27 protein-coding genes and 1 pseudogene are annotated in these 26,056 nt (G+C 66.9%); 12 read left to right on the top strand and 16 right to left on the bottom strand.

The window, feature by feature from the left end; genetic code table 11:
• Positions 1-28: 28 nt before the first annotated feature.
• Positions 29-799: an SDR family NAD(P)-dependent oxidoreductase gene (locus C447_RS02270; protein WP_007690492.1), complete on the bottom strand. Its 771-nt coding sequence runs from the start codon at positions 797-799 to the stop codon at positions 29-31.
• Positions 800-865: 66 nt separating this feature from the next.
• On the bottom strand, positions 866-1,393 hold the full coding sequence (locus C447_RS02265; protein WP_007690491.1) for a GNAT family N-acetyltransferase: 528 nt from the start codon (positions 1,391-1,393) through the stop codon (positions 866-868).
• 73 nt (positions 1,394-1,466) lie between these two features.
• Here C447_RS02265 and C447_RS02260 point away from each other — a divergent pair, with 73 nt between their 5' ends.
• The 5 genes from C447_RS02260 (at position 1,467) to C447_RS02240 (ending at position 4,852) form a co-directional block, all read left to right on the top strand.
• Positions 1,467-2,039 (top strand): class I SAM-dependent methyltransferase, encoded by a 573-nt coding sequence (locus tag C447_RS02260; RefSeq protein WP_007690490.1) that lies wholly within the window; start codon positions 1,467-1,469, stop codon positions 2,037-2,039.
• A gap of 19 nt (positions 2,040-2,058) precedes the next feature.
• Positions 2,059-2,511: a DUF3054 domain-containing protein gene (locus C447_RS02255; protein ID WP_007690489.1), complete on the top strand. Its 453-nt coding sequence runs from the start codon at positions 2,059-2,061 to the stop codon at positions 2,509-2,511.
• A 165-nt stretch (positions 2,512-2,676) separates the two neighbouring features.
• Positions 2,677-2,901 (top strand): hypothetical protein, encoded by a 225-nt coding sequence (locus tag C447_RS02250; protein ID WP_007690488.1) that lies wholly within the window; start codon positions 2,677-2,679, stop codon positions 2,899-2,901.
• 189 nt (positions 2,902-3,090) lie between these two features.
• Positions 3,091-3,741 carry an alpha/beta hydrolase gene (locus tag C447_RS02245; protein WP_237713305.1) on the top strand — a complete coding sequence of 217 codons (651 nt, stop codon included), beginning with the start codon at positions 3,091-3,093 and terminating at the stop codon, positions 3,739-3,741.
• Between the two features lie 106 nt (positions 3,742-3,847).
• On the top strand, positions 3,848-4,852 hold the full coding sequence (locus C447_RS02240) for an ornithine cyclodeaminase family protein (RefSeq protein WP_007690484.1): 1,005 nt from the start codon (positions 3,848-3,850) through the stop codon (positions 4,850-4,852).
• Positions 4,853-4,941: 89 nt separating this feature from the next.
• Here C447_RS02240 and C447_RS02235 read toward each other — a convergent pair whose 3' ends face one another.
• The 3 genes from C447_RS02235 to C447_RS02225 form a co-directional block, all read right to left on the bottom strand.
• Positions 4,942-6,183 (bottom strand): ABC transporter substrate-binding protein, encoded by a 1,242-nt coding sequence (locus tag C447_RS02235; RefSeq protein WP_007690482.1) that lies wholly within the window; start codon positions 6,181-6,183, stop codon positions 4,942-4,944.
• Positions 6,184-6,252: 69 nt separating this feature from the next.
• Positions 6,253-6,735, bottom strand: a complete 483-nt coding sequence (locus tag C447_RS02230; protein WP_007690480.1) for a hypothetical protein — start codon at positions 6,733-6,735, stop codon at positions 6,253-6,255.
• Positions 6,736-6,787: 52 nt separating this feature from the next.
• A complete protein-coding gene (locus tag C447_RS02225) occupies positions 6,788-7,792 on the bottom strand; it encodes a presenilin family intramembrane aspartyl protease PSH (RefSeq protein WP_029601671.1) in 1,005 nt (334 codons plus the stop codon).
• A 177-nt stretch (positions 7,793-7,969) separates the two neighbouring features.
• Here C447_RS02225 and C447_RS02220 point away from each other — a divergent pair, with 177 nt between their 5' ends.
• Positions 7,970-8,836, top strand: coding sequence for a YihY/virulence factor BrkB family protein (locus C447_RS02220; protein WP_007690476.1), 867 nt, complete (start codon positions 7,970-7,972; stop codon positions 8,834-8,836).
• Between the two features lies 1 nt (position 8,837).
• On the opposite strand, the gene C447_RS02215 is transcribed toward C447_RS02220, so the two are convergent.
• Positions 8,838-9,059 (bottom strand): H/ACA ribonucleoprotein complex subunit GAR1, encoded by a 222-nt coding sequence (locus C447_RS02215; RefSeq protein WP_007690461.1) that lies wholly within the window; start codon positions 9,057-9,059, stop codon positions 8,838-8,840.
• A complete protein-coding gene (gene srp19, locus C447_RS02210; protein ID WP_007690459.1) occupies positions 9,056-9,334 on the bottom strand; it encodes a signal recognition particle subunit SRP19 in 279 nt (92 codons plus the stop codon). The genes C447_RS02215 and srp19 overlap by 4 nt, the downstream gene beginning before the upstream one ends.
• Before the next feature lie 115 nt (positions 9,335-9,449).
• Between srp19 and C447_RS02205 the strand changes: the two are divergent.
• Positions 9,450-9,911: pseudogene (locus C447_RS02205) on the top strand (helix-turn-helix domain-containing protein); the annotation flags it as partial.
• Between the two features lie 523 nt (positions 9,912-10,434).
• On the top strand, positions 10,435-10,800 hold the full coding sequence (locus C447_RS02200; RefSeq protein ID WP_010612012.1) for a methylglyoxal synthase: 366 nt from the start codon (positions 10,435-10,437) through the stop codon (positions 10,798-10,800).
• A gap of 233 nt (positions 10,801-11,033) precedes the next feature.
• On the opposite strand, the gene C447_RS18865 is transcribed toward C447_RS02200, so the two are convergent.
• From C447_RS18865 to C447_RS02180, 4 genes are all read right to left on the bottom strand, one after another.
• Positions 11,034-11,549 (bottom strand): thiamine-binding protein, encoded by a 516-nt coding sequence (locus C447_RS18865; RefSeq protein WP_007690453.1) that lies wholly within the window; start codon positions 11,547-11,549, stop codon positions 11,034-11,036.
• Positions 11,550-11,744: 195 nt separating this feature from the next.
• Positions 11,745-12,488 (bottom strand): YqcI/YcgG family protein, encoded by a 744-nt coding sequence (locus tag C447_RS02190; RefSeq protein ID WP_007690451.1) that lies wholly within the window; start codon positions 12,486-12,488, stop codon positions 11,745-11,747.
• Positions 12,481-13,368: an adenylyl-sulfate kinase gene (gene cysC, locus C447_RS02185; RefSeq protein ID WP_007690449.1), complete on the bottom strand. Its 888-nt coding sequence runs from the start codon at positions 13,366-13,368 to the stop codon at positions 12,481-12,483. Before cysC ends, C447_RS02190 begins: the two co-directional genes overlap by 8 nt.
• Before the next feature lie 178 nt (positions 13,369-13,546).
• Positions 13,547-14,767, bottom strand: a complete 1,221-nt coding sequence (locus C447_RS02180; RefSeq protein ID WP_237713304.1) for a sulfotransferase — start codon at positions 14,765-14,767, stop codon at positions 13,547-13,549.
• Between the two features lie 317 nt (positions 14,768-15,084).
• Between C447_RS02180 and C447_RS02175 the strand changes: the two genes are divergently transcribed.
• A complete protein-coding gene (locus tag C447_RS02175) occupies positions 15,085-15,897 on the top strand; it encodes a PHP domain-containing protein (protein ID WP_007690444.1) in 813 nt (270 codons plus the stop codon).
• A 240-nt stretch (positions 15,898-16,137) separates the two neighbouring features.
• On the opposite strand, the gene C447_RS02170 is transcribed toward C447_RS02175, so the two are convergent.
• From C447_RS02170 to C447_RS02155, 4 genes are all read right to left on the bottom strand, one after another.
• Positions 16,138-16,980 (bottom strand): ABC transporter permease, encoded by an 843-nt coding sequence (locus C447_RS02170; RefSeq protein ID WP_007690443.1) that lies wholly within the window; start codon positions 16,978-16,980, stop codon positions 16,138-16,140.
• The gene (locus C447_RS02165; RefSeq protein ID WP_007690441.1) at positions 16,980-17,855 is read right to left on the bottom strand and encodes an ABC transporter ATP-binding protein; all 876 of its coding nucleotides are present in this window, start codon (positions 17,853-17,855) and stop codon (positions 16,980-16,982) included. Before C447_RS02165 ends, C447_RS02170 begins: the two co-directional genes overlap by 1 nt.
• A 106-nt stretch (positions 17,856-17,961) precedes the next feature.
• Entirely contained in the window at positions 17,962-18,810 is an 849-nt protein-coding gene (locus C447_RS02160; RefSeq protein WP_007690439.1) for an ABC transporter permease, read from the bottom strand.
• Positions 18,807-19,973 (bottom strand): ABC transporter substrate-binding protein, encoded by a 1,167-nt coding sequence (locus tag C447_RS02155; protein WP_007690437.1) that lies wholly within the window; start codon positions 19,971-19,973, stop codon positions 18,807-18,809. The genes C447_RS02160 and C447_RS02155 overlap by 4 nt, the downstream gene beginning before the upstream one ends.
• Positions 19,974-20,259: 286 nt before the next feature.
• Between C447_RS02155 and C447_RS02150 the strand changes: the two genes are divergently transcribed.
• Complete coding sequence (locus tag C447_RS02150; protein ID WP_079254992.1) at positions 20,260-20,970, top strand: recombinase family protein; 711 nt, start codon at positions 20,260-20,262, stop codon at positions 20,968-20,970.
• 663 nt (positions 20,971-21,633) lie between these two features.
• On the opposite strand, the gene C447_RS02145 is transcribed toward C447_RS02150, so the two are convergent.
• Positions 21,634-22,407: an IclR family transcriptional regulator gene (locus C447_RS02145; protein WP_007690433.1), complete on the bottom strand. Its 774-nt coding sequence runs from the start codon at positions 22,405-22,407 to the stop codon at positions 21,634-21,636.
• Between the two features lie 332 nt (positions 22,408-22,739).
• On the opposite strand from C447_RS02145, the gene C447_RS02140 reads away from it, so the two are divergent.
• Positions 22,740-24,173, top strand: coding sequence for an aldehyde dehydrogenase family protein (locus tag C447_RS02140; RefSeq protein WP_007690431.1), 1,434 nt, complete (start codon positions 22,740-22,742; stop codon positions 24,171-24,173).
• Between the two features lie 52 nt (positions 24,174-24,225).
• On the top strand, positions 24,226-25,971 hold the full coding sequence (gene pyk, locus C447_RS02135; RefSeq protein ID WP_007690429.1) for a pyruvate kinase: 1,746 nt from the start codon (positions 24,226-24,228) through the stop codon (positions 25,969-25,971).
• The last annotated feature ends 85 nt before the right edge of the window (positions 25,972-26,056 follow it).

Here is a 26,056-nt window from a genome sequence, read left to right as displayed (position 1 = left end):
AACTGTCGCCCGCGTCCGGAACCGATCCCTACCTGTCCTTCGCGCCCCAGCCGAACGCGGTCCAGCCGCCGTCGGCGTGGAGCACTTCCCCAGTCATGTAGTGGTCGTGCGAGGCGAGGAACGAAACACAGTTCGCGATCTCTTCTGGGGTGCCGAACCGGTCCAGCGGCGTCCGATCCCGAACGTCCTGTTCGGTGAAGTCCGCTTCCTCTTGGGCCTCGGCGGCCATGTCGGTCATGATGTAGCCCGGCGCGAGCGCGTTGACGTAGATGTCGTGTTCGGCCCACTCGACGGCGAGACACCGCGTGAGGTTGTTGATGCCGCCCTTCGAGGTGTTGTACGGCGTCCGGTCCTGCTGGCCCATCTCGCCCATCATGCTCGAAATGTTCACGATGTCGCCGCCGTCGCCCTGTTCGATCAGTCGCTTGCCGACAGCCTGGGCACAGTAGAAGGGGCCAGTAAGGTTCACGTCCATGACCTTTTGCCAGTCTTCGGGGGCCATCTCCTCGGCGGGCCCGCGAATGTTGATCCCCGCGTTGTTCACGAGGGTGTCGACCCGGCCGAACGCCTCGACGGTCCGCTCGACCAGCCGCTCGACCGATTCCTTCTCGCTCACGTCGACCTCGACCGCGAGCGCCGACCCGCCGTCCGCCTCGATCCCCTCGGCGACCGCTTCCGAGTCCTCGACCGACCGCGAGCAGACCACGACGTTCGCGCCGTCCGCCGCGAGCGTCTTCGCGACCTGTTTCCCGATACCCCTGCTCGATCCCGTGACGATTGCCGTCTCGTTTTCGACCATCGTTACCCCGACCTCGCCACCGGGTGTTAACCCTGTTGCACTCCCCGCCGACGACGAGTCGCGTTCCTACGTGGGTGGGTCGAGCACCGCCGGCGGGCCGCGGTCGGCTCGTGACGCCAGAAACGCGGCCTCGTCGTCGGAGAGGTCGCGGGCGCGGTAGACGTCGAGCCCCGACTGGTAGGCCGCGCGCGAGCGCTCGCCCGGCCGTTCGAGCACGAGTTCGGCGAGGCCGGTCTCCCGACCGGTGTAGCCGAAACCGGCCTTGTGGAGCGCCTCGTAGGCGAACGGGTTGTTGACCGCGATCCGGAGGCGGTCGTAGCCGCGCGCGAGCGCCCGCTCGGCGGCGAACGCCGCGAGGCGCGCGCCCAGTCCCTCGCCACGACGGTCGGCTCGCACGGTGATGTACCGGAGCCAGAGGGTGGTCGAGTCGGTGCGGTCCTCGTTGAACGCGACCGCTCCAACGATCCCGTCCCCCTCGCGCACGACCGCCTTCCCAGTCGAGGACATCACGAACTTCCCGGCGTACGCGAACTCCCGGTAGTCGAGGTCGAGCGTCGGCCCGTCCTCGGGCCAGCCACGGACCGCGTACTCCATACCCATCCTTCGGCGCGAGCGCCATCCCTCCTTCGCCGCACGACTTAAGCGGCGGCCGGTGCGAGTGAGAGTCATGCAGCCGCCGGGCGACGTCGCGCGATTCGATCGGTTCGCGCGCTACTACGAGCGACTCATGCCCGCAAGCGACGTCGGCCCGATACAGGCGGGGCTCGTGCTCGCCGACCGCGAGCTCCACCGCGTGCTCGACGTCGGCGGCGGAACGGGCCGGGCGGTGCGCGCGCTCGGCATCCCGGAGCGGGTCGTGGTCGATGCCGCTCCCGGGATGCTCGCCGAGGCACGCCGACGGGGGCTGGGCTGTGTTCTCGGGGATGCGGCACGACTCCCCGTCGCCGACGCCAGCGTCGACGCGGTCCTGATCGTGGACGCGCTCCATCACGTCGCCGACCGGACGGGCGCGCTCGCGGAGGCCGAACGCGTCCTCCGACCGGGTGGGGTGCTCGTCTGTCGCGAGTTCGACCGCTCGACCCTCCCCGGGCTCCTGCTCGCGACGGGCGAACGCCTCGTGGGCTTCGACTCCGAGTTCTTCACCCCCGACGAGCTCGCGTTCGCGGTCGAGCGCGTCGGACTCGACGCCGCGATCCCGGTTCGCGGCTTCGGCTTCACCGTCGCCGGCGTCAAGCGCTGAGCGCGAAAACGAGTCTTACATGCCCCTCGCGCTCCTCGCCCGACCCATGAGCAACGCCGTCGGTTCCCTCGGCGGTCGTATCGACGTCTCGGGGACGACCCTCGGGCTCGCGGTCGGCGACCTCGTCCTGATCGGCCTGTTCGTCGTCGCGGGAGAACTCCAGCACGGCTACAGCCTCACCGCCCAGCCCGGCCGGATCGTGGGCACCGCGCTCCCGTTCGTCATCGGCTGGGTCGTCGCGTCGGTGCTCGCGGGCGTCTACACCTCCACGGTGTATCGTGTCCCCCGCTCGGCCGCCGTCCGCACGGCCCTCGCATGGGTCGGCGCGGCGCTCGTCGGTCAGGCGCTCCGCGCGACCGCCCTCTTCCACGGGGACTTCGCGCTCGCGTTCGTCCTCGTCTCGCTCGGCGTCGGACTCGTCCTCCTGGTCCCGTGGCGCGTCGCCGTCGCCGCGCTCGCCGGTCGCTTCTGAGACGCCTTCCCTCGTTTTCGCCGTTCGATTTCCGACGATTCACGTCGGGGTTTCCAACCTATAACTTACGAAGAACCACCGTGTAATCTCAGCGATTCGTACTTCTCGCTCATCGACCACCTATGAGAAACACTTATGTGACGCACTCCAGTATCCTTGAGTACAATGGCTCAGTACTACGACTACATCCTCGGACTCATTCCGCTCGCGCTCGGTGGCATCACCACACTTCTCGTCGCCCTCGGCGTCTCGATAACCCTCGCGGTTCCGCTCGCGGCGGCCGTCGCGGTCGCGCTCATCGGTCACGGTCTGTTCGTCCGTTCGCCGGGCGCGTCCGACTCCCAGTCCTCCCCGCAGCCCAACGGCGGCCAGCTCAACTCCGCCGAATAGCGCTCTTCCCTTTCGTCGGCTTCCGTTGTAGACCTCTCCGACCCCCATTCCTTCCGCGGTCCGTTTCAAGTCACTTCACGCTGGAGCGCATCACATGAGCGCCACCACTGAACCGTCGACGTGCTCTACGACCGGGCCGTCGCGGCGCTCCTCGACGGCCCAGTTGAGGAGCACCACGTCGAGACCGCCGTGGGCGAAACTCACCTGCTACTCGCCGGTGACCCCGACGCGAAACCGCTGCTCGTCCCCCAGGGTGGGAACGTCACGACCCCGGTCACGCTCGCGTGGGTCGAGGCACTCGCGAACGAGTACCGGCTTCTCGCACCCGACACGCCCGGACAGCCGAGAAAGACGACGGCCCGAGCGGCGGACTACGGCCGGTGGCTCGTGGCACTCCTCGATGCGCTCGGGGTCGAGGCGGTTCCGGCGGTCGGCATCTCCCACGGTGCGGGGGTGCTCCTCGAAGCCCCCGACCGGTTCGAGTCGGTCTCGCTGGTCGTTCCGGCGGGCTTCGGCGTCGAACCGCCAGCCGGACTGGCGCGGGTTGGGGTCCCGTCGCTCGCCTACCGCTTCCTGCCGCGGTGCTGGCTGCTCGACCGCGCGCTCGGATCGCTGGCGACCGAACTGCCCGCGTCGCTCCCGCCAGTCGTCCGCGACACCATCGCGGCCGACGACCCGTTCTTCCCGGCTCGAACGATCGGTCCCCGAATCCGGACGACCTTCCCGGAGTGCCGGGAGGGCCTCACCCTCCCCGACGAACGGCACCTCCTCGGCCCGACGGGGCGTTCGCGGACGCGCCGCACACGCCGTGCGTTCCTCGGTTCGGAATCGCCGGCGTGACCGGTCGACCGCGCTCGCCCCACCGTCTCGCCCGTGAGCACCCCGGCCGTCGTCGGCTGGCGACCGGAGCCACCATCCATAAAGCCACGCTCGCCCTCGTACCCATATGACCGACGACGGAACGCTGTTTCTGACCAGCGAGGAGTGCGCGGGGCTCGCGACGCCCGAGGAGTACGTCCGGGCCGTTCGCGAGGGCTACCGCCAGCGCGGCGAGGGCGCGCCGGCCGCGCCGCGAACGAAGCTCACGAACGAGGACCCGCCGGGGATGCTCACGGGCTACACCGCCATCCTGCCCGAGACGGGTGCGATGGGCGGCTACATGTACGCCGCGGGCTTCGGCGACCGCGACGCGCGGTTCGTCCAGCCGGTCTTCGACGCCGACTCCGGGGCCCTGATCGCCCTGCTCGACGGCGCGAGCATCAACCCGTTCAAGACCGGCGCGGCGGGCGCGGTCGGCGTCGACGCGCTCGCGCGAACGGACGCGACGACGCTCGCGGTCATCGGAAGCGGTGCCCAGGCTCGCGGCCAGCTCCGGGCCTGTGCCACCGTCCGGAACTTCGAGACGGTGAACGTCTACTCCCCGACCACGGAGAACAGGGAGACGTTCGCCGCCGAGATGAACGAACACCTCGACGCCGCGGTGGCCGCCGTCGCGTCGAGCGACGCCGCGGTCGAGGGTGCGGACGTGGTGATCACCGCGACGAGTGCATCCGAACCGGTCTTCGACGGCGAACTCCTCGAGGACGGCGCGCACGTCACCGCGATGGGCCAGTACCACCCCGAGAAACACGAACTCGACGCGACCACCGTCGAGCGCGCGAAGTACGTCCCCGACCTCCGCGAGCGGGTCATGAACGACGCCGGGTCGTTCATCAACGCCGTCGAGGAAGGCGTCGTGAGCGAGGACGACGTCCACGCCGAACTCGGCGCGGTCGTCGCGGGCGAGGCCCCCGGCCGCGAGTCCGACGACGAGATAACGGTCTTCGATTCGGGTGGCACCGGCATCGAGACCGTCGCGGCGGGCTATCTGGTCTACGAGAAGGCGCGTGAGGAGGGTCTCGGCACCGAACTCGCGTTCGCGCCGGGCAGCCAGGCCCTCACCGGCGAGTAGCCCTCAGTTCCCGTCCAGATACTCGCGGATCGCCTCGTCGTCGAGCGCGTCGAGGACCCGCTCGGGACCGACCACGACGTCGCGGTCGGTCATCCGTCCCCGTTCACGATGTCCGCGACGCGCTGGCGGTCGAAGAGCTGGCTGCCGCCGAACGCGTCGGGGTAGACCCCTTGGGCCGCGCGTTCGAGCTGGAAGAGGTAGATGATCGGGCCCTGGTAGGTCAGGCCGGCGTAGACCACCCGGTCGTTTTGCACCGCGCTGAGCTGTGAGGCCACCTCGTGGTTCTCGAGGGGCCGGACGACGTTCTTCCGGAAGTACTGGTCGGTGATCTCGCCCTGGAGGCGCACCGCGAGCACGTCGGGGTCGATCTCGAGCAGCGTCTCGAAGTCGATCGCGCTCCCGCCCGCTTGGGCGTCGGCCACGTCGTTCGCCGCCAGCGCGTCCTCGACCTCGAGGGTCCGCCACTGCTTCGAGGTCGTCCCCTCGCCAACGAGGTAGGGGTAGAACGACTCGGGCGGGACGTCGGCGGGATAGAGCAGCGCGACCGAGGGCGTCTCGTTCGGGAGGGTCCCCTTAACTGTGGAATGCACCTCGTCGAGAAGCTGGGTGAACGCCTCGGCGCGTGCCCGCTGGTCGAACACCGCGCCGAGCTTCCCCAGCAGCTCCTCCATCGTGTAGTAGCGGTAGTCGTGCCAGTCGTAGACCCGGGTGAAGGTGGTGTTGCCGAAGAAAGGTGCGACCTGGTTCGTTATCTCCGTGACGTCGCCCTGGCTCCAGCCCAGCCTGTTGACCATGAAGTTTGGGTCGACGACGTGGACGTCGGCGTCGATCTCGTAGAAGACCTCCTTGCCGACGCTGTCGCCCTGGTAGAGTTCGGTGAGGCTGCTCGTATCGACCGAGACCCCCGGGAGGTCGTCGTAGTAGAACGAGCCGTACCGGGCGGCGACGCCGATCGCCGAGAGCCCGTCCGACCGACCGAGCGCGACGCCCATGTCGGCGTAGTCGCCGGTGAAGGGGACCCACTTCCGCGGGACGGAATCGAACGTGACGCTCCCGACCGGTGCCATCGAGACCGAGTACGAACCGCCGGTCGTCGTCCCGCCGCCCTTCGTGGCTCCGCCCTGGCTCGTGGCCCCGTCCGTCGACTTCCCGGCGGTCGACCCCCCGGCCGTCGCGCTCGTCGCGTCGGCCCCATCGCCCGCTCCGCTCGTGTCGTTGCTCCCCGCGTCGTTTCCACTCGAACAACCGGCGAACAGCCCGGCGAGGCCGACACCGACGCCGGTCTTGAGGAACCGGCGACGCGTCGAGCCGTCGGCAGCGTCGCGTGCCATGTGATTTAGGCTCGCCTAACGAACCATAGCCGTTCCGATCTTTCGGCGAGCCGAAAAACCTCGTTCGGTTCAGGCCCGCGACCCGAGCCACGCGCCGAGCGCCAGCCCGTAGATGAGGTGGCCGGCGTGGAACACCGCCGACTCGTCGGTCGCGAGGTCCATGTCGAGATAGCGATGGAGGAGGACCGCCTCGCCGAAGACCGAGAGGGCGAGGCCGTAGACGCCGCCGACGACGAGCCCGACGGCTTCCGGGTGCGTCCGCTCGGCGTCCAGCGCCGCGAGTATCGGCGCGAACAGCCCGCCGGCGATGGCCCCGTAGACCAGGTGGAGCCCCAGCGAGCGCAGGTGGTAGTCGTCGGCGTCGCCGCCGAACCACTTAGTGAGAAGTTCCGCGGTGGGCGGCAGGGCGCGTGCAGTGGGTTCGCGGAAGACGGTCATCACGACCGTGGCGAACAGCCCGGCTTCGAGCCCGGTCGCGACCGTCGCGAGCGAGAGGCTCGGCCGGGTGTGCTCGTCGCTCGGCGTCCCATCGTTCGTCTCGGCGCTGTTCATGGGTCTACGAGGGTTTCGAGTTCCATAGGGTTGCGGTCGGGACTTGCCGGGTTCAGAGATACGGCCCGAGCCCGAGCGCGGTCACGACCGGGATCCCCGAGGCGATCGCTCCCACGAGGTAGCCGGCGATCGCGCCGCCGTTGAGCAGCGGCAGACCGGCGTGGGCACGGCCCTTCATCACCAATCGGAGCAGGACCACGAGGCCACAGACCGTGCCGACCATCGCGGTGAGCGCAGGTAGCGAGAGCGCGAAGCCCGGGATCAGGGGGCGAGCGGGCGCGAAGAACGCGGCGCTCGCCACCAGCACGCCCGGCATCACCGCGTCGCCGAGCCCCACGAAGAACACGTCGCGGTCGCCGGCTGCCGGCGGTGGGTTCGTCTCGCTCCCCTCACCCTCCCCGCCGTCGGCTTCGACGCTCTCGTCCGCGTTCGCCGTCGGCGAATCGTCGAGGAACGAGTACGAGAGCGTGAGCGGGATCACGAGCACGACCGGTAGTTTGAGGTCCATCACGCCGTCGGCGAGCGTCAGCATGTGCTCGGTCCCGTAGACCGAGATGGCGTCGTAGACCGCGAGGGCGACCAGGAGGAGTATCGCGGGCAGGAGCCCGAAACTGATGCCGAAGATGCCCGCCGCACCCGCGCCCATCACCACCCCGGCGGCGTCGATGACGTACCACTCGGGATAGGCGAGCAGCGCGATCGCGAGCACGACCGCCCCGCCCACCGCGAGCGGGTTGAAGGTCACCCCCGCGAGGCTCGCCGAGACGGGCGGCGCGAGCACCGAGAAGACGTAGAGCGAGACCAGTCCGCTGGAGAACACCACGAACCCCCGGAGGAGCCACTGGATACCGAGTTTGATCACCGCGAGCATCGCGGCGGTGGCGACGAGGATCGCGCCGATGTAGACCGCGCTGTTCGCGGGGTCCGTCGGGTTCTCGACGGCCTGGTAGCCCGCGCGCTCGAACGGGCCGACCAGCGCCACCGCCCCGAGCTGGATCAGCACGAAGACCGCGACCGCCATCGCGCCCGCCGCGTACAGCCGCTTGCGCTGGTCCATACCCCCACCACCCCCGCCGCCGTCTTCGGGGTTTCGTTCGTCGACTCGTGTGAGCGACCTGCCGGTCACCCGCGAAATTCGAATCGGGATCGACCGCCCCGGACGGGGGGTCACAAAACCACATCGAAAACCGAACCATTAGGTTGATTCCGCACGTTTCTGGACGGACGAACGCCCATGAGCTTTCGTTCCTCCCGCCCGGTGGTCCTCGCCCGCGCGATGGTCGCCGAGGTCACCCAGAACCACCTCACCTTCATGGCGGGGAGCCTCGCGTTCTACGCCTTCCTCTCGCTGATCCCGCTGTTCCTGCTCAGCTTCATCGCGGCGTCGGTGGTCGGGGGCGAGGCGTTCGCCGACCAGATCACCGCGCTGTTCAACTCGACGCTCACCGGGAGCGCGCGCGAACTGCTCGCGGACGCCCTCACCGACTCGTCCGGCCAGACCGGCGCGTCCGTGCTGGGTATCGCGACCCTGCTCTGGAGCGCGCTCAAGCTCTTCCGGGGGCTCGACATCGCGTTCGACGCGGTCTACGGCGTGCGCGACGTCAAGTCCCTCCCCAAACAGCTCCGGGACGCCCTCGTCGTGCTCGCGGGCGTCGCGCTCGGGGTCGTGGCCGTCGTGCTCACCGGCGGCGTGCTCGCGTTCGTCCCCGACCTCCCGATCCCGCTTCTCGGTCGCCTCAGCCCGCTCTACCTCGTCGTCGGGCTCACGTTCGTCTTCTTCCCGGTCTACTACTTCGTCCCGGACGTCGACGTCTCGGCCACCGAGGTCCTGCCCGGCACGGTGCTGTCGGCGATCGGGTGGGCGCTGACCCAGTTCGCCTTCCAGATCTACGTGAGCTACGCGGGTCAGTACACGGCCTACGGCATCGTAGGGGGCGTCCTCCTCGTGCTCATCTGGCTCTACTACAGCTGTCTCGTGCTCCTGTTCGGCGCGGTCACGAACGTCGTCCTCGCGGGGCGGTCGAGCTACCTCGACGAGGGCAATACGGTGGACGGACCCAGCCTCTTCGACGTCGAGGAGTCGGACCGGTGGCGGTGGTAGGTTACTCGCTGTAGAGACGCTCGCCGAGCAGCCCCGCCGGCGAGTTCGTCGACTTCAGCGCCAGAAACGGGCGGTCGGTCGGGCCGAACACGTCGACGACCCGACCGACCGTCGAGAGGCTCTGGTCGACGAGCTGGGTGCCGATGGTCGGGTAGCCCTCGTCGTCACATCGGACGATGGCGAGTCCCTGGGCGGTACCGACCACCTCGCCCGCGCGTTTCATTCCCGGAGCGCGGCGACGTAGGCCGCGACGGCTTGGAGGAGGTCCGACTTCCCGTCGTCGTCGGCGTCCTTCACCAGCACACGGCCGCGTGCGGCGTGCTCGCGTGGATAGGTCTTCTCGCGTTCGATCACGGTGTCGTAACCGACCTGCCCGGCCGCACGAGCGATCTCGTCGACGGTCGGCTCGGGCACCGCGACGCGTCGGGGCACCCGTCGACCCTCGGTTCGACTGCATCCGGCGTCCAGATACGCCGGCCAGATGACGTTCTCGACCATGTTCGTGGTTCGCGGTCGGGCGGATAAACCGCTTGCTCCCGACCGATACCGCGACGGTTCACACCATCCCTACGAGGACCGCTAGAACTATCCGCTCACCCGACCCACTCACGGTATGGACCATCTCGACGAGATCTCCGTCGAGGAACTGCAGGCGGCCCTCGACGAGGTCGACGGGGCGAAACCCACACAGCGCCTTCTCGCGGCGATCGCCTACAAGAACGGCGTCAGCCAGACCGACCTCGCCGACTGGTACGGGATCCAGCGCCGAACCATCTACAGCTGGCTCATGCGGCTCGAATCACGGCCGCTCGCCGACGCGGTCGTCGACGCCGACCGCTCGGGTCGCCCACGGAAGCTCACCGCCGACCAGCGTGAGACCTTCGAGGAGACCCTCCAGCAGCCCCCCTCGGAGGCGGGTGTCGACGCTTCGGCGTGGAACCCATCGCTGGTACAGCGCTACCTCCGCGACACCTTCGGCGTCGAGTACTCGCGACCGAGCTGTCGACGTCTGATGAAGGAAGCGGGGCTCTCCTACCGACCGGCGCGCCGAACCGACTCGGACGGATCGGACGAGTCCGGCGGCTGGGTACCGTAACAGCCCTCCGTCGTCGGGGCCGCTCGTGTCGTTCGGTCACCTCGCTCCTCGTTGCTTCGAGTGAATAGATATGATATCCGCCGTACGACCCGTGCTATTCACGCCATCGACGATAAATTACACACGACGATACGAATCCGTGAATGTAGCTTTCCCTCCCACGAGCACGCTGGAGCTATACCAGCAAGCCAGTCAGTGATGACCGTCGAACCCGAACCCGGTGGCGATGAGTGAAAGCGAACAGACGTGCGAGGAGTGTGGCAAGGGATTCGACAGTGAACAGCAACTCACTGCTCACGTGGAAGCGGAACACATGGACGAGATGTCCTCGATGAAGTGATACGGTCCGGGTAGTCCCGTCGAACTACGTTCGGGTTGCACTCGATCGGCTGATATCACACTATCGTGGCGTTCCATGCCGAAATCACGCTCGTACCACAACCACCCACGTATCAAACGGGTGAACATAGTCTCAAGACGCCGGCTCGACAGTCTCTACGTGATGCAGTTAGCGTTCTTGGCACACGACGAGAAGAAACAAGCTATGGTCGAATTCGTCGACGAACACGTCGAGCTCCTCGAACAGTTCGATTGTATGGCGACCGGCTCGACCGGCGAGCGACTCAGTGAGGAAACCGAACTGGAGGTCGAGCAGCTGAACTCGGGCTCACACGGTGGCGACATGATGATCGGTGCCGCCGTCGCCACCGACGAGTGTGATGCGGTGATCTTCCTGCGGGACCCACTCACCTCCCAACCCCACGACCCGGACATCACCGCCCTCCTCCGCGTCTGTGACGTTCACGACGTCCCCTTCGCGACGAACATCTCGAGCGCGGATGCGATCATCGACTATCTGAGCGAGTGACGTCGTTCGGCCGGACGCCCGCTTCGGGCGACGAATCGGGTCGCTCCCAGACCTAGGCCACACCGAAACGGAACGAGGACACCAAGCGCTGGGGCTCACATCCAAGTACCAGTCTAACGGCTCACCCCTGGGAGGACCGTCGACCGCTGTGGAGCTGGAGACGAACTACAGAGACACGGGAAGGGGGAGTCTGGTCCGGGGCTTCAGCAGCGGAGTAGTACACGGATGAGCGACTAATCGCTCGAAGAGCCGTCGGTCTCCTCCCCGTACTTCTCGCTTATCGGTTCGTCGTCCGCCTCGGAGTCCGCAGTCTTGTAGTCCCCGCCCTTCATACCGGCGTCCTCCTCGGGCGCGTCCTCGGTGTCCTCGGGAGCGTGACCACTCATGTCGACGCTGTCCAGTTCCTCCGAGTCGTCCGTCGTGGTGTTCGTTCCCGCGGGACCGTCGGAGGCGCTCCCGTCCCCGAGCATCTCCTCGACGGCGGAGACTCGTGCGGATGCGCCCCGGTCGCGGTCCCGTTCGTGGTCGATCTCGAGCTTCGTCGTCACCCGGTCCGCGTCGACGGCTCGATGGGCAGCCTCGACGGCGGCGAACAGCTCGCCGACGTCGTCAGTTTCGATGATCGTTCCCATCGCGGTGAGGGTGGGGTCCACGTCGTAGTCGCCGAGGGCTTCGACGGCTCCGGCGACCTCCTCGCTGGTGTTCTCGCTTCGGGCTGGGGTAGTACTCAGGAGTGCGATAACGGACATGGTCTCGGTAGCTATTCAGGCGAGTAGCGCTATTAACGATTGAGCTTGCGCCCGTCCGACCTGCAGCGGATCCGTCTCGTGTCCTCCTCCCCGTCCGAAAAGGGCTCACTGGCGATCGGACCGTGCCGTTCCTCCTGTCCGTTCGCTTCGTCGGTCTCAGCGAGTCGAGGACCGACCGAGCGGGTTCGGCGACCGCTATGGGTTCATCTCGAACGGAAACTCGTTCAGTCGCTCCTCGTTCGACGTCGGGAGCAGGTACTGTTTCCACTCCCGGGTGTGGGGGTCGCCGTAATCGCTGATGGAGGGGTGGGGAGCGACGTCGTCGTACTCGTCCAACCGGCCCTCGATGACCGAGCGGATCCGCTGGCCCTCCACCGTGTCCCCACGGATGTCGTCGAGGGTTTCGCGTGGTTGGATCGTTATCTCGAGCCCATACGGTGTGTACCGACTCCGTCGGTCCGTATAGAACGGCGCACGCCCGACGACGAACATCGGTTCCCCCGCGAAACAGAACTCCCACTCGGGGTCGTCGGGCTCCGTCGGGATGTCGGCGGGCCACGGCTCCGGGTCCCGCCGGTGGAGGAACTCGAGCACCCTCCAGAACTGCTCGTGGTAGTCGCGCTCGCTCCGCTCCTCGGCGGCGGGCCCGAAGAAGATGACGAGGGTCGTGCGTTCGGCGATGGAGCGATACCGTTGGAGGTACTGCTGTAGCCCCTCCCGTATCTTGAGAAGCGTATCACGGTCACGGGCGTTCTCCGCGAACAGGTATCGGGCGGAGTCGTCCCGCTCGGCGTTCACCGCGAAGTAACACGGGTACCGGGAGTTCCGCATCGTCTCCCTGAACTCGAGGTACCGTTTCTCCTTCCAATCGAGCAACTCGTCCGTTGCTATCGCGTCCTCCAGTTCCGGCTGGTCGAACAGCAGCCCCGTCCTATTCATGGTCGGGAAGCCGCGTATCGACCGATCGCTCCCTGAAGTGTCGCCCTTCGAGGAGTTCGCTCTTCCCGTACTTCTCCCTGGTCTCCGTGCCGCTTATCCCGGAGATGTCCTCGGGAACCGCGACGACGGAGTAGCCGACGTCCCGTCCGATGGCGACGGTGTCGATGTCCGGGACGATCATGGTCTCGACGTTCGGGTGGTCCTCGTAGACCGTCTCGATCAGGTCCCGGCGCTCCTGTGCGGTGAGCGGGTTCTTCTCGCTGAGTTCGGTGTCACGGATCGCGATGACGACGTCCTTCCCGTTGTCGGCGGCCGAGTCGATGATCGTCCGGTGGCCGTCGTGGAGCGGCTGCCAACGACCGATGAAGACGTGGCTCGGATCGAGCTTGCGGTCCAGCGTCTCGTTGATCTCCGCGATGATCCGCTCCTTCGAGTTCGTCGCCGTTCGGACTTCGAGCCCGGCCTCGTCGCTCGCCAGCCCCTCGAACGGCGCGTCGATACCGGTGAAGCCCTCTATCTCGCCCCGACGGGCTCGCTCGTACATCCCCTTCACGTCACGCTCCTCACAGACTTCGAGCGGCGTGTCGACGAACACGAACGAGACGTTCTCGACCACCTCGGCGACCAGTTCCCGCTGGGACCGATAGGGGGTGATGAACGACGCGACGACGTCGAACCCCTGCTCGTTCAACGCCTGGGCGACCCCGGCGGCCCGCCTCAGGTTCTCGGTCCGGTCCGCCTTCGAGAACCCGAGGTCGGAACTCAGGGTGTTCCGGAGGTAGTCCCCGTCGAGATGGACCGTGCTCGGACCGACCAACCCCTCGGCGAGCGTCGTCTTCCCGGAACAGGGCAGCCCGAAGAGCCACAGGGTGTCACCCATCACGGATCTCCCCCTCCCGTGGGGAGGAGAGTTCCTCCCACTCCTCCCCCAAGCTCACTGACGGGGGGTTCGTGCGTGTACGCCTCCGTCGGCGCCGGCTCGACAGTCGATGCGTCCCGGGTCGTCCGGGCTGGCTCGTCCGTCGTGGGTGTGACCCTCGTGGTCGTCGTTCGCTCGCTCATATCCATTCGGACTCCGCCGTGTAGCCCAGTCGTTCGACGACCTCGGAGTACGTCCCGTCGGCCCGGTCGAGCGTCCCCTGGATGAGGTCCTCCCTGTCCCGCCAGCGAGCGCGCCTCGGCTCCTTCGTCGTCATGACCTCGTTGGGGTCGTCGACGTTCTCGGAGAGCAGCGCCGACTCGCCGAGCCCGGCGAACTCGAGGACCTCCTGAACGACGGACGGGGTGTCGGTGAGCACGTCCTCGAAGCGGACCCGGAGGACGTCGTCGAACGCGTCGCGGGCGTCGAGGATGTGGCGGTGGGCCTGGAGCCACTGCAGCAGGCAGACGTCGATGAGGTCTCCCTCCGTGGTCCAGCCCGGCGGGAGGTCGTAGCACCACAGCGAGCCGTCGTAGCCCTCGAGGTCGAGGTCGCCCACGTCGTACGTCTGGAAACCCCTGTTCAGTCGCCACCCGTCGTAGAGGCCGTTGATCGACGCCGCCGGGTTCCGCGTGAGGTGAACGAGGGTGACGTCGGTCTCGGGCAGGAGCTGGTTTCGGATCCACGGGAGTCGGTACGCGTCGCCGCTCGCCTTCAGGACGAGCGTGCGCTCGAAGTCGTCCTCCCTGAGGGCCCGCTTGTGGTCGTGCGAGGAGACGAACGGCCGGTCCTCGATCGTCTCGTTTCCGAGCGGATGAGGGGCGTCCCGCGTCGCGTACTCGTCGTACTGCAGCGGCGAGATGTCGAGTTCCCGAAGGACCTCGTCGAGCGGTACGCCGTCGAGCAGCCGGTCGCGTATCCACTCGTAGGGGAGCTCCCGGTCGGGGAACTGCAACGGGAGTCGGACGAGCGTGTTGTCCACGCGATGTGTGTGCTCGCCGGCGCGTTCGGTCGCCCCGACCTCGGCGAGGAGGTCCCTTCCGAGGGTCTCCCCGTCGAACGAATCGAAGTCCGCCGGGATGACGTCCGACTCGAACGTGGGGTAACAGAGGTCGTGGAGCATGAACCATCGGTCGTGTTCGCCGTCGAGGCTACACGTCCGCTCGTGGTGCCGGAGAACGTCGAAGAGGAGACTGCTGCCGCCCCGCGGGGCGGACGCGATGAGCAACACGCTGTCGAAGTCGTCGATCCGATGGTTCGAGAGGACCGAGCGTTTCCCCTCCGAGATAACCTCGCGCTCGATGTACCCGTAGTTCCGTCTGGCCCGTTCCCGGAGACGACTCGATCCTTCGCTGCTCACCACCCATCACCGTTCGGTGTCGTCATCGGATCGACGCGTCGTCGGGGCTGCTGACTCGGTTTCGTCGGGCGTGCTCTGTGTGTCATCATGAGAATCGTCGGTCGTCACACCGACAGTGACTGAGGGGTTCCCGCGTCGGGCCAGTCGTTGTCGATCGAAATGGACGAACGACCGTACGATTGCGATGAGTTAGCAAGTGAGTGCTGCCTTCGCCTGCAGGCACCGCTCCCGCGCCGCTGTCGGCGGATCATACGGGCGAGCGCCGAGCATCCGCTCCGTTAATGGGTTGGAGGTCCGATGGACGGTCGGTGACCGAAATGAAAGAGCCGGTCTACGCGGATCTGCACGTCCATACGACGAACTCCGACGGCGAACTCGCCCTCGACGAGGTTCCGGCCGCGGCGACCGAAGCCGGCCTCGCCGCCGTCGCCGTCACCGACCACGACAGGACCCACCCTGATCTGGACGCACCGCTCGTGCGGGTCGACGGCATCGACGTCATCCACGGGATCGAACTCCGCGTCGAGGTCGATTCGCTTCCCGACGGGATCGACCTGCTCGGGTACGGCGTGACGGGGTCACCCGCACTCCGTACCGAGCTCGACCGCCTTCAGATGGACCGGAAGACCCGTGGCGCACGCATCATCGAACTGGTCGAGCGCGAGCTGGACATCACGCTGGACGTCGAGGTCGAGGAGGGCATCGGTCGTCCACACATCGCCCGCGCGGTCGATGCACACCCCGGGACCGATCACACCTATCAGGACGCCTTCGACGAACTCATCGGCGACGACGGTCCCTGTAACGTCCCGCGCGAGATCCCCTCGTTCGAGCGGGGCGTTTCACTGCTCTCGGAGGCGTGTAACGTCGTCAGCCTCGCACATCCGTATCGGTACGGCGCGCTCGACGACGTCTTCGAGTTGGCTGCCCGACTGGACGCGGTGGAGTGTCGCTACCCCTACTCCCCGTCCAACCCAGCCCACGATTCCGGTCGCGACCGACGAACGGTCGAGCGCCACGACCTCCTCGTCACCGGTGGGAGCGACGCCCACGGGAGGGACCTCGGGCAGACGGGCCTCACCGAACCGGAGTACGAACGATTCCTCGCGGTGGGTGGGTTCGGAGCGTAGGAACTGTCCGCCGTTCGTCTTCTGACATCGGTTCGGTGCTCCCCTGTGAACTCTGTCGAGAAGAGGTCGTTGAGTCGTGTCCGCGTCCGAATCTTCACCTAGGTCGTCGGCCGTCTCTTCCGCTTGGGACCGCACATCGCCGACGTCCACGGCAGTCCCCAACCGATATTCGTCGACGGCCGATTCGATCGTCCCGGTGTCGACGGCCGCACCGACGTTCTCCTCGCCGGTACTGGCCGCTCACTCCGTGCTGCTCCACGGGAGCAGACGCGTACCGATCCGGCGAACGATGAGCGAGGAGCAGTATCCCAGCAGGCCGATCGAGAGCATGCCAACGACGATGCTCGCGTAGTCGCCGGCGATGTACGACGACCAGGTGAGATAGCCGAGCCCGCTTCCGGCGATCATCTCCGCGGCGACGAGGTTGACCCACGCGAGCCCCATCCCGCTCACCATTCCGGCGTGGATCGACGGCAACGCGCCGGGGTAGACCACGTATCGGAACGTCTGGAACGGCGACGTCCCGAGCGACCGGGCCGCCCGGGGGAACTCCTCGTCGATCTGTTTGACCCCGCTGATCGCGTTGAGCAGGATCGGGAAGAAGGCCCCGAGGAAGGTGATGAAGAGGATGCCCGTATCGACCGGGTAGTCGAGCGCGCCCGCACCGACCGAGACGATCGGGAACACGAGCGCGACGACCGGGATCCAGGCGACCGGCGGGACCGGGCGAAGCATCTCGAGGGCCGGATAGACCGCGTCCGAGAACGTCTGATTCCACCCGATCAGCAACCCGATCGGGACGGCGAGGACGAGCGCGAGGACGAACGAAACGTAGATTCGAGCCGTGCTCACGGCCGCGGCGCTCCAGAACGACACCTCGGCGAACTGGTCGAGGAACGTCGTCCCGACGGCGAACGGCGAGGGCAGTTCGCTGAGCAACCCGAGGTTGGTCGCGAGCGCCCAGAGCACGAGCAGGGCGAGCACCGAGGTGACACGACGGACCGGTCGCGGAACGGTGACCGAACCACCGGTCCCCGAACCGGACCCCGACCCGGAGCCACGTTCGTTCTCGACGGTCGCCATCAATCGACCCGTCCCGCGGCCTGTTCCATCGCGCGTTCGGCTTCCTCGTGGATGAGGTCGAGCGCACGGCGTTTGACGCGGGTGAACTCGTCGGTCGTGATCATATCGAGGCTCCGGGGTCGTTCGAGATCGACGTCGAGGACGTCCTTGGCTCGACCCGGCCGGGCGCTCATCACGACGACCCGGTCGGCGAGGAAGATCGCTTCCTCGACGTCGTGGGTGATGAAGATCACCGTTCGGCTCTCGTTCTCCCAGACCTCGAGCAGCGCCTCCTGCATCAGCTCCTTGGTCATCGCGTCGAGTCCGCTGAACGGCTCGTCCATCAGCATGATGTCCGGGTCGTTCGCGAACAGCCGGGCGAGCTCGGCGCGCTGTTGCATCCCGCCCGAGAGTTCGTGGGGATAGGAGTCCTCGAAGCCGTCCAGCCCCATCTGCTTGATCAGGCCGTTCACGCGCTCGTTGTCGACCTCGCTCCGCATCCGTGGGCCGAACCGGACGTTCTCGGCGATCGTCAACCACGGGAAGAGGCGGTTGGCCTGGAAGACGACCCCCCGGGAGGGGTCGGGACCGTTCACGCGGGTACCGTCGACGCGGACCTCGCCCTCGGTCGGTTCGAGATAGCCCGCGACGCACTCCATCACCGTGCTCTTGCCACACCCGGAGGGGCCGAGGATCGTGATGAACTCGTTGGCCTCGATGTCGAGGTTCATGTCCTCGACGGCGACGACGTGGTCGCCGTCGGGGTCGTAGACCTTCGCGACGTCGTCGATCTCGATCGCCCCCGTTTCGGCCTTCTGCGTCCCGTTTCTCGCTGCCGCGGTGTTCGATTCGGTACTGCTCACAGCCTCGGTCGTGTTCTGGTCGGTGTTGCTCATTGGTCGTTGGTCGCTCGCGGTTGGGTGGTTCGTTCGATGGTCGATACGGTCGTGTGACCGGCGGCCGGCGGGACGGCGACGCGGTCGTGGTGCATTCCCCTCGTCGTCATCGGCTCTCACGCTCGCTCCAGGGCATCCGCCGTGCGGCGTAGCGATTCACCAGCGCCGAGGAGGCGTAGCCGAGCACGCCGATCACGACCATCCCGACGAGCACGACGTCGGTCTGGAGGAGGCGGTAGGCCTGGAAGATCGTGTACCCGAGGCCGTAGTTGCCGGCGATGATCTCGGCGGCGACGACCGTGATCCAGCCGAGCCCGATGCTGATCGATATCCCGGTGAGGATCGACGGGAGCGTCGCCGGGAAGACGACGTACCGGAAGACCTGGAGGCCCTCCGCACCGAGACTGTGGGCGGCTCGCGTGTACTCCTCTTCGATCGTGCGAACGCCCTCGACCGTGTTGATGAGGATCGGGAAGAAGGCCCCGATGAAAACCACGAACAGCACGGCGAGGCTGACCTCGACGCCGAGGAGGTCGAGCGCCGGCAACAGGAGGACGCTGATCGGGACCCAGGCGACCGGCGGGATCGGTCGGAGGATCTCGAGCGCCGGAAACGTGTAGTCCTCGAACCGCTGGCTCGTCCCGATCGCGAGCCCGAGCGGGACGGCCAGCAACGCCGCGATGCCGACACCGAACACGACGCGAAAGGTCGAGTACGCCGCGTGCAGATAGATGGTCCCGCCGCTCGCCATCGGTTCGCCGGCGAGATAGGCGAGCATGTTCGTCCCCGTCTCGACCGGGCCGGCCAGGTACTCGAAGCCGAGGACGCCGAACCGGACGAGCGCCCACCAGACGACGAGGAACCCGAGCACCGACCCGAGCTGGACGACTCGACGCGGAACGCCGAGGCCCGCCCGGTCGCCGAGCAACCGCTCGGAGAACGACTGCGTGCTCATCGTCCGTCCCCGGACGTGCTCGCGTTCGCCCCTGCCGCGCTCGAATTCGACCCGTTCGACCCACTCGATCCGTTCGACCCGCCGAAGCGGTCGAGTCCGGTCCCGACGCCGAGTTCGTCGGCCGCCGTCTTCGTGAGTCCGGGCTTGTATCTCGAATCGGCCGGCAGCGCGGAGATAGCGCCCTGTTCCTGGAGGAATCGCGGGCCCTGCTGGGTCATCAACCGGTTGGCCTGTGGGACGGCCGCGTAGTCCGTGATGAGTTCGAGCCGATTGGTCGAGGGGTCGAGCCGGAGGCTCTCGTAGAGACACGAGCGCAGGACGTCCCGGTCGTAGGTCGCGAGGTCGCCCTCCTCGGCGACGAGGTCGAGCGTGCGCTCGTGGTCGTTGGCCATGATCTCCTTGGCCCTGAGCTCGGCCTTGAGCCAGCCGATCGCGGCCTCTCGGTCGTTCTCGATCAACGAATCCGGCATGATGATCCCCGCCGCGTCGCCGGTATCGAACTCCGAACCGCTGATGAAGTACTCGGCGGCGTCCTCCTGGTAGACCGTTCGGGCCATGTTCGGTTCCCAGCCGAAGCCGACCGGCAGCGAGCCCTGGCGGATCTCGGCCAGGATGTTCCCGATCGAGTTGTCGACGAGGTTCGGCTGGACGCCGGTCTGTTCGACGACGTTGAGGTAGAACCGATGCGTACAGCTCCCGGTCGTGACTGCGGCGTCGCGCCCGTCCATCTGCTGGACGTTCGTCACCCCCGAACCGGTGGGTCGCACCGCGAGGCTGCACTGCTGGCCCTCCGAGTAGCCCGCGAGACCGACGACGCTGATCGGGGTGCTGTCGTTCGCGATCGCCGTGATCGTCGGCATATCGCCCGTGTAGCCGACCTGGTTCTTCCCCGATATCATTCGCGTCCCGACGATCGACCCCTGCAGCGCGGAGTCCCAGTTCTTGACCGAGTAGCCCGAGGGGAGGAACTCCTCGGCCAGCCCGGCGTTCTTTATCACCACGGCGGACCACGCCTCCGCGTAGTACGGTTGATAGCCGATCGTCAGCTCTCGCCCGGTCGTCGCTCCGGCTCCGATACATCCCGAAAGTGCTCCAACCCCCGCGAGTGCCCCGGCACGGAGGACGTTCCGTCGCGTCGAGGCCGACCCTCGATCGCCAGTCATTGCATACCCCCGTCCATCAATCGAGTATTTGTAAACATTGGTTTCTAGCACCCTCCCTTGACGTGTCGGTCACCGCAGCATCGAGAGAGACGTACGGTGTATCGGAATAGTAGGCGAATAGCACATCGGCTTGTACCGGCAGGGTGTTAATAACCCCTGTGTTAAATACAGGCCTTGGTAATCAATGGTAACCGATGCCAAAAACCGATGCGGACGGCCTGTCGGGCCGTGGTTATTCGCAACGCACATATCAGCAGCAGCCGAGACCGTCAACAGACGTTGATCGATGGCAGTAGATAGTGGCGGAGATACGAGAGAAAAGGCGACCATCGGTTATGTCCGCGTCGTTAGTACGGGGAGGGGAGCGAACCAGCGCGAGCAAATCCTCAGTTACGCCGAACGGAACTTCGACCTCGACCCGAACGACGTCTCGGTGTTCGTCGATGAGGGCGTGGAAGCGCGTGCCGACCAGTCGTCGGGCTATCAAACGATGCTCGACCGGATCGCTGCGACGGCAGTAGACCGGGTCATCGTCACCGATGCCGCTCGCGTCGCGAAGACGGTCGTGGACTTCAACGAGTTCGTCGAGACGCTCCTCGATGCGGGGGTCGCGCTCCACATCCTCGACATCGGTCTCGCATTGGGCGAGCAGGGGACGGCTCGCGCCGATGGAACCGACTCCCCCGACGAGAGCGCGATACTACAGGGGCTATCGATCGCCGCGGATATCGAGGCGTCGGTGAGCACGGAACGAACGCGCGAGGGGATCCACGCCGCGAAGGCGAGCGGCAAACACGTCGGTCGGCCCCCGTACGGCTTCGACAGCGAGAACGGACGATTGGTTCCCAACGACGACTTCAACACCGCGCTCCTGGTCATCGAACGACTCCGCGACGGCAAGAGCAAGCGCTCGACCGCGAAACTGGCGGGGGTCACGAGAACGACCGTCCAGAACATCGTCGACCGGTCGGCACTCTACGGGGAGCACGTGGACTGATCGTTCAGTCGGTCGTCGTCTTCGTTCATCAGTCGACTCGCGAATACGGCCACAGACTGGTCTCCGTGATAAGAGACGGCAAAGAAATATTCATAAAAATTTACTCACCAACGATAGAGCATGAGGGCTCTCCTGACGGGATACATCTACTGGCAAAAGAAGATGAGACAACACTTGATCGTCTTCTCGTTCGTTGTATAGACTACTACTGTGCTCTAAAAGCTCCGATTTCGTACTTCGACGGTCGTTCGGTAACGTCCGCTCCGTTTCGTTGGATGATACGTCGTCCCGTCGAATCTCAGTCGTTACTACTGACGGCCACTCCGTCTCGGATGGCGTCGAAATACCGTCTGAGCCGTACCTGACGTGGTCTGAAAATCGAAGCCAGGACGTTCCCATATGTGCTCCTCAAATCCGTCGGGGAATCGAATTTGGAAGTCATCCCGAAGTGGAGCGAGTCGATGGAGCAAAATCGAGTATTTTCTTATGAACTCTGTTGGGTTCATCGCCGGCGGACCGACCGTCCGATGGTCGTATATGGAACAGAACTATATCTGTTACGGGATGGGTCACGTCCTATTCGTCCCATCGTGATTCGGTCTTGACCCCCCCTCGCGTCCGCGTGTTCTGTTATCCAGAACTCGATGTCGGGTCGGGGTTCGTCTACGCCCGCGAGTAGGTGACGTTGAGTTCGAGTTCGTTGGCGGCTTCGAGGAGTCGGTTCGAGAGGCGTCGTTCGGTGGCGTCGTCGTTCAGTCGGTGGGTTGGCCCGACGACACAGAGCGCGCCCAGGACCGCCGCTTCCGACTCGACCGGGACGCTGACCGCGTTCAGCCCGGGGCTGTGTTCGCCGTCGTTGACGGCGTAGCCACGGTTGGTGGTCCGTTCGAGCTCCGTGAAGAGATCCCCGAGGTCGGTGATCGTCGCGGGGGTCGTCGTCGCGAGCCCGTTCTCCTCGACGATCCGGCTGATGCGTTCGACGGGGAGCTGGGCGAGGACGGCCTTGCCGCCGGGGAGGCTGTGGAGCGGGCCGTGGGACCCGACCCGAAACTGGGTCTCGACGGCGTCCGAACCCCTGGTCTGGAACAGCACGAAGCCCTCGCCGCCCTGTCGGGCGACGAACTGACAGAGCTCGCCGGTCTCGTCGGCGAGGTCGTGGAGCTCCGAGCGCACGAACCGATAGCCGGGAACCCGTTCGCGTGCGAAGCCGCCGTGGTCGAGGGCCCGGAATCCGACGTGGAAGGTGTCGTCCGTCCGGACGAGGTAGCCGTGGCGTTCGAGCGTGAGGAGGTGGTTGTGGACGGTGCTCTTCGCTACGTCCAGGTCGTCCGCGAGCTCGGTGAGGCTCGCCCCGCCGCGGCTCTGCACCGCCTCGACCAACCGTATCGACCGTTCGACCGATTTCACCGGGACGTTGGGCGTTTCGGGGGCATCCATACGTCGCGTCGGTCGCGTACCCACATCAGTGTTCTGTCTTTCCGAACGAATGGGGTCCCTCTCGTCGTACGATCCTACCGATTCCATCGGTATGGGTTCCGTGAGACCGTTCGGCCCGTCCGGGTCGGTGTGTGAGAGACCGATAACGACTCGAATTCGTTCTGTTGTACAGAATCCCTCGGCTCGGACGACGAGTACTCCGGTCCGGGTGGTCTTCGGTCGTCTCGTCCAACCGATTCGGGACCGAACCGACGACATCCTGTCGGGTCGCCGAACTGCGGAAATACCATCGTCGTAGTAACGTTCTTGTGTCCGCCCGCGAAAGATCGGGTATGGCTTCCGCAACCAAGCAGCAGCGGAGCGGTCCGTACGTCGGCGGCGAGTGGGTAACGACCGAGGGGTGGTTGTCGGTCGAGGACCTCACCGAGGACGGCGAGACGTTCGCACGCATCCCGGCCGCCGGTCCTGAGGAGGCGACCGCGGCGCTCGACGCGGCGGCGGAGACCGAAGCGCGGATGCGCGGGACCACGATCCCCGAACGCGTCGAGTGGCTCGACGCGATCGCCGCGGGGCTCGAAGCCCGGAAGGACGAACTCGCCGAGACCATCGTCCGGGAGGCGGGCAAGCCGATATCGAGCGCCCGCGGCGAGGTGGACTCGGCCGCCGAGCGCTTCCGACGCGCGGCCGGCGAGGCCCGGAGCCTCACCGGCGAGCACCGCACCGGGACCACCGCGGGTCACGAGGGCTGGGAGGCGCTCGTCAAACCCGAACCCGTCGGCACCGTGCTCTCGATCGCGCCGTACAACTACCCCCTGATGACGACCGCGCTCCACATCGCGCCCGCGCTCGCGGCGGGCAACTGTGTGGTCCTCAAGCCCGCGAGCCAGACCCCCGTCACCGGTCGGATCCTCACCGAGGTGATAGCCGAGACCGGGGTCCCCGAGGGCGCGTTCAACTTCGTGCCGGGTGCGGCGAGCGAGATCGGCGACGTGCTCGCGGGGTCGGACACGATCGGCGCGATCGTGATGACGGGCTCGTCGGGCGCGGGCGAGCACGTCGCGCGTGAGAGCGGGATGGTCAACCTCCTGATGGAACTCGGCGGCAACGCGCCCGCGGTGGTCTTCCCGGACGCCGACCTCGACGCCGCAGCGGCGGCGTGTGCGAAAGGTTCGTTGAAGTACGCCGGCCAGCGGTGTTCGGCGGTCTCGCGCGTGCTCGCCCACGAATCGATCCACGACGACCTCGTCGAGCGGATCGAGCCCGCGATGGACGAGTGGGTCGTCGGCGACCTCTTCGACGAGGAGACCGACCTCGGGCCGCTGATCTCGGAAGACCAGGCAGACTGGGTCGAGGAACTCATCGAGGACGCGCTCGAGAAGGGCGCACGGCTCGTTCGCGGCGGCGGTCGAGAGGGCCGGTTCGTCGAACCGACCCTCCTCGCCGACGTGCCCCACGACGCGCGGATCGTGACCGAGGAACAGTTCGGGCCCGTGGTCGCCGTGACCACGATCGAAGACGAGGACGACGCGGTGCGGGTGGCGAACGCGGGCGACCTCGCGCTCGACGCCGCGGTCTTCACCGCCGACCACGACCGCGCGATGGCCCTCGCCGACCGGATCGACGCCGGCGCGGTGCGGATCAACGGTGCGCCCTCCCACGGCCTCGGCGACCTCCCGTTCGGCGGCAACAAGGCCTCCGGGATCGGTCGGGAGGGGATCGGGGTGAGCATCGAGCGGTTCGTCCGCCGCAAGACCGTCGTGCTATGAGCGACCGGGCCGACCGACGGACCGAAGTACCAGCCCGAGAGTGGATGATCGCATGAACAACACCAAGATCGTCTGCACGCTCGGGCCGTCCTCGGGGTCCCGGGAGACCATCGAGGCGCTCGTCGAGGCCGGGATGTCGGTGGCGCGGTTCAACGCGAGCCACGGGAGCACCGACGAACGCGCCGACCTGATCGACCGGGTGAAGTCGGTCGACGAGGCCACCGAGGACTCGGTCGCGACCATGCTCGACCTCTCGGGCCCCGAAGTCCGAACCGCGCCGCTCGACGCCGACCTCGACCTCCCCGCGGGGACAGTGGTCGAATTCGTCGAGGGTGCCGAAACGTCGGCCGAGCGGGTCGGCCTCTCCGAGTCCATCACCGCGGTCGAACCCGGCGACACCGTCCTGCTCGACGACGGCCGGATCGAGACCACCGTCGAGGGGGTCGATGGCGAGGTCGTCCGCGCCCACGTCGACTCCGGCGGCTCGATGCGCGGGCGGATGGGCGTCAACGTTCCGGGGGTCGACCTCGGCTTCGACGTGCTGACAGAGGCCGACGAACGCGAGCTCGACCTCGCGGCCGAAGCCGAGGTTGACTTCGTGGCGATGAGCTTCGTTCGCGAGGCCGCGGACGTCTACACCGTGAACGAGGCGCTCGAAGCCCGCGACGCCGACATCCCCGTCGTGGCGAAGATCGAGCGCGCCGACGCGGTCGACAACCTCCAGGGGATCGTCGAGGCGGCCTACGGCGTGATGGTGGCGCGCGGCGACCTCGGGGTCGAGTGCGCGCTCGAAGAGGTCCCGCTGATCCAAAAACGGATCATCCGGGAGTGTCTCGACGAGGGGACGCCCGTGATCACGGCGACCGAGATGCTGGACACGATGACCCACTCGCGTCGGCCCACGCGGGCGGAGGCCTCGGACGTCGCGAACGCGGTGCTCGACGGGACGGACGCGGTGATGCTCTCGGGCGAGACCGCGGTCGGCGACCACCCAGTGAGGGTGGTCGAGGCGATGAGCGGGATCGTCCGTGAGGTCGAACGGAGCCCCGAGTACGACGACCACGTCGAGCAGGCCGTCCCGAAGCCCGACGACTCCCGTACCGGTGTCCTCGCGCGGTCGGCGCGCTACCTCGCGCGCGACACCGACGCCACCGCGGTGGTGGCGGCCACCGAGTCGGGCTACACCGCGCTCAAGACCGCGAAATACCGCCCCGAAGTCCCGATCGTCGCGGTCACGCCCGACGACCGGGTGCGCCGGCGGCTCTGTCTCTCGGCGGGCGTCCTCCCCCGGTACGCGCCGCTCACCGGCGAGGGCGAGGGGACCGACAACGTGATCCGGAACGCGGTCCGGACCACGCTCGCGGCGGGGGTCGCCGAAAGCGGGGATACGGTCGTCGTGCTCGCGGGCTTGATGACCGACCTCGAAGGCGCGAACACGACCAACATGCTCAAACTCCACGTCGCCGCCGAGGTGCTCGCCTCGGGCCGGTCGGTGGTCACGGGTCGGGTCGCCGGTCCGCTCCACCACGCGCCCGACGGCGACCTCACGACCGTTCCCGAGGGGGCGGTTCTCTTCGTCTCGCAGACGTTCGACGGCGAGTTCGCGGGCGACCCACGGAAACTCGGCGGGGTCGTGAGCGCCCATCAGGGCGTGACGGGCTACGCCGCGATCGTCGCCCGCGAGACCGGTCTGCCGATGATATCGAACGTCTCGCTCCCGGACTCGCTCGCCGACGGCGACGAGGTCACCCTCGACGCCGGCCGCGGCGTGGTCTACGAGGGACGCGTCGGCAACTGACGCGGAATCAAAACTCCCCACTCGATTCGAACCGAGGATAGAATCGCCCCAGACGAACCGATACCGAACAAAGCAGACCACGAGT

It is taken from the genome of Halococcus hamelinensis 100A6 (assembly GCF_000336675.1).
Classification (GTDB): Archaea; Halobacteriota; Halobacteria; order Halobacteriales; family Halococcaceae; genus Halococcus; species Halococcus hamelinensis.
This window is presented reverse-complemented; position numbering and strand designations above follow the sequence as displayed.

Excerpts from the sequence above, each read along its gene's own strand:
- C447_RS02240 (WP_007690484.1), top strand. The coding sequence starts at position 3,848 with ATGACCGACGACGGAACGCTGTTTCTGACCAGCGAGGAGTGCGCGGGG.
- C447_RS02225 (WP_029601671.1), bottom strand. The coding sequence starts at position 7,792 with ATGGACCAGCGCAAGCGGCTGTACGCGGCGGGCGCGATGGCGGTCGCG.
- C447_RS02165 (WP_007690441.1), bottom strand. The coding sequence starts at position 17,855 with ATGAGCAACACCGACCAGAACACGACCGAGGCTGTGAGCAGTACCGAA.
- C447_RS02235 (WP_007690482.1), bottom strand. The coding sequence starts at position 6,183 with ATGGCACGCGACGCTGCCGACGGCTCGACGCGTCGCCGGTTCCTCAAG.
- C447_RS02160 (WP_007690439.1), bottom strand. The coding sequence starts at position 18,810 with ATGAGCACGCAGTCGTTCTCCGAGCGGTTGCTCGGCGACCGGGCGGGC.
- C447_RS02255 (WP_007690489.1), top strand. The coding sequence starts at position 2,059 with ATGCCCCTCGCGCTCCTCGCCCGACCCATGAGCAACGCCGTCGGTTCC.
- C447_RS02200 (WP_010612012.1), top strand. The coding sequence starts at position 10,435 with ATGCAGTTAGCGTTCTTGGCACACGACGAGAAGAAACAAGCTATGGTC.
- pyk (WP_007690429.1), top strand. The coding sequence starts at position 24,226 with ATGAACAACACCAAGATCGTCTGCACGCTCGGGCCGTCCTCGGGGTCC.
- C447_RS02140 (WP_007690431.1), top strand. The coding sequence starts at position 22,740 with ATGGCTTCCGCAACCAAGCAGCAGCGGAGCGGTCCGTACGTCGGCGGC.
- C447_RS02150 (WP_079254992.1), top strand. The coding sequence starts at position 20,260 with ATGGCAGTAGATAGTGGCGGAGATACGAGAGAAAAGGCGACCATCGGT.
- C447_RS02215 (WP_007690461.1), bottom strand. The coding sequence starts at position 9,059 with ATGAAACGCGCGGGCGAGGTGGTCGGTACCGCCCAGGGACTCGCCATC.
- C447_RS02250 (WP_007690488.1), top strand. The coding sequence starts at position 2,677 with ATGGCTCAGTACTACGACTACATCCTCGGACTCATTCCGCTCGCGCTC.
- C447_RS02230 (WP_007690480.1), bottom strand. The coding sequence starts at position 6,735 with ATGAACAGCGCCGAGACGAACGATGGGACGCCGAGCGACGAGCACACC.
- cysC (WP_007690449.1), bottom strand. The coding sequence starts at position 13,368 with ATGGGTGACACCCTGTGGCTCTTCGGGCTGCCCTGTTCCGGGAAGACG.
- C447_RS02170 (WP_007690443.1), bottom strand. The coding sequence starts at position 16,980 with ATGGCGACCGTCGAGAACGAACGTGGCTCCGGGTCGGGGTCCGGTTCG.
- C447_RS02175 (WP_007690444.1), top strand. The coding sequence starts at position 15,085 with ATGAAAGAGCCGGTCTACGCGGATCTGCACGTCCATACGACGAACTCC.
- C447_RS02220 (WP_007690476.1), top strand. The coding sequence starts at position 7,970 with ATGAGCTTTCGTTCCTCCCGCCCGGTGGTCCTCGCCCGCGCGATGGTC.
- srp19 (WP_007690459.1), bottom strand. The coding sequence starts at position 9,334 with ATGGTCGAGAACGTCATCTGGCCGGCGTATCTGGACGCCGGATGCAGT.
- C447_RS18865 (WP_007690453.1), bottom strand. The coding sequence starts at position 11,549 with ATGTCCGTTATCGCACTCCTGAGTACTACCCCAGCCCGAAGCGAGAAC.
- C447_RS02145 (WP_007690433.1), bottom strand. The coding sequence starts at position 22,407 with ATGGATGCCCCCGAAACGCCCAACGTCCCGGTGAAATCGGTCGAACGG.
- C447_RS02265 (WP_007690491.1), bottom strand. The coding sequence starts at position 1,393 with ATGGAGTACGCGGTCCGTGGCTGGCCCGAGGACGGGCCGACGCTCGAC.
- C447_RS02270 (WP_007690492.1), bottom strand. The coding sequence starts at position 799 with ATGGTCGAAAACGAGACGGCAATCGTCACGGGATCGAGCAGGGGTATC.
- C447_RS02190 (WP_007690451.1), bottom strand. The coding sequence starts at position 12,488 with ATGAATAGGACGGGGCTGCTGTTCGACCAGCCGGAACTGGAGGACGCG.
- C447_RS02260 (WP_007690490.1), top strand. The coding sequence starts at position 1,467 with ATGCAGCCGCCGGGCGACGTCGCGCGATTCGATCGGTTCGCGCGCTAC.
- C447_RS02155 (WP_007690437.1), bottom strand. The coding sequence starts at position 19,973 with ATGACTGGCGATCGAGGGTCGGCCTCGACGCGACGGAACGTCCTCCGT.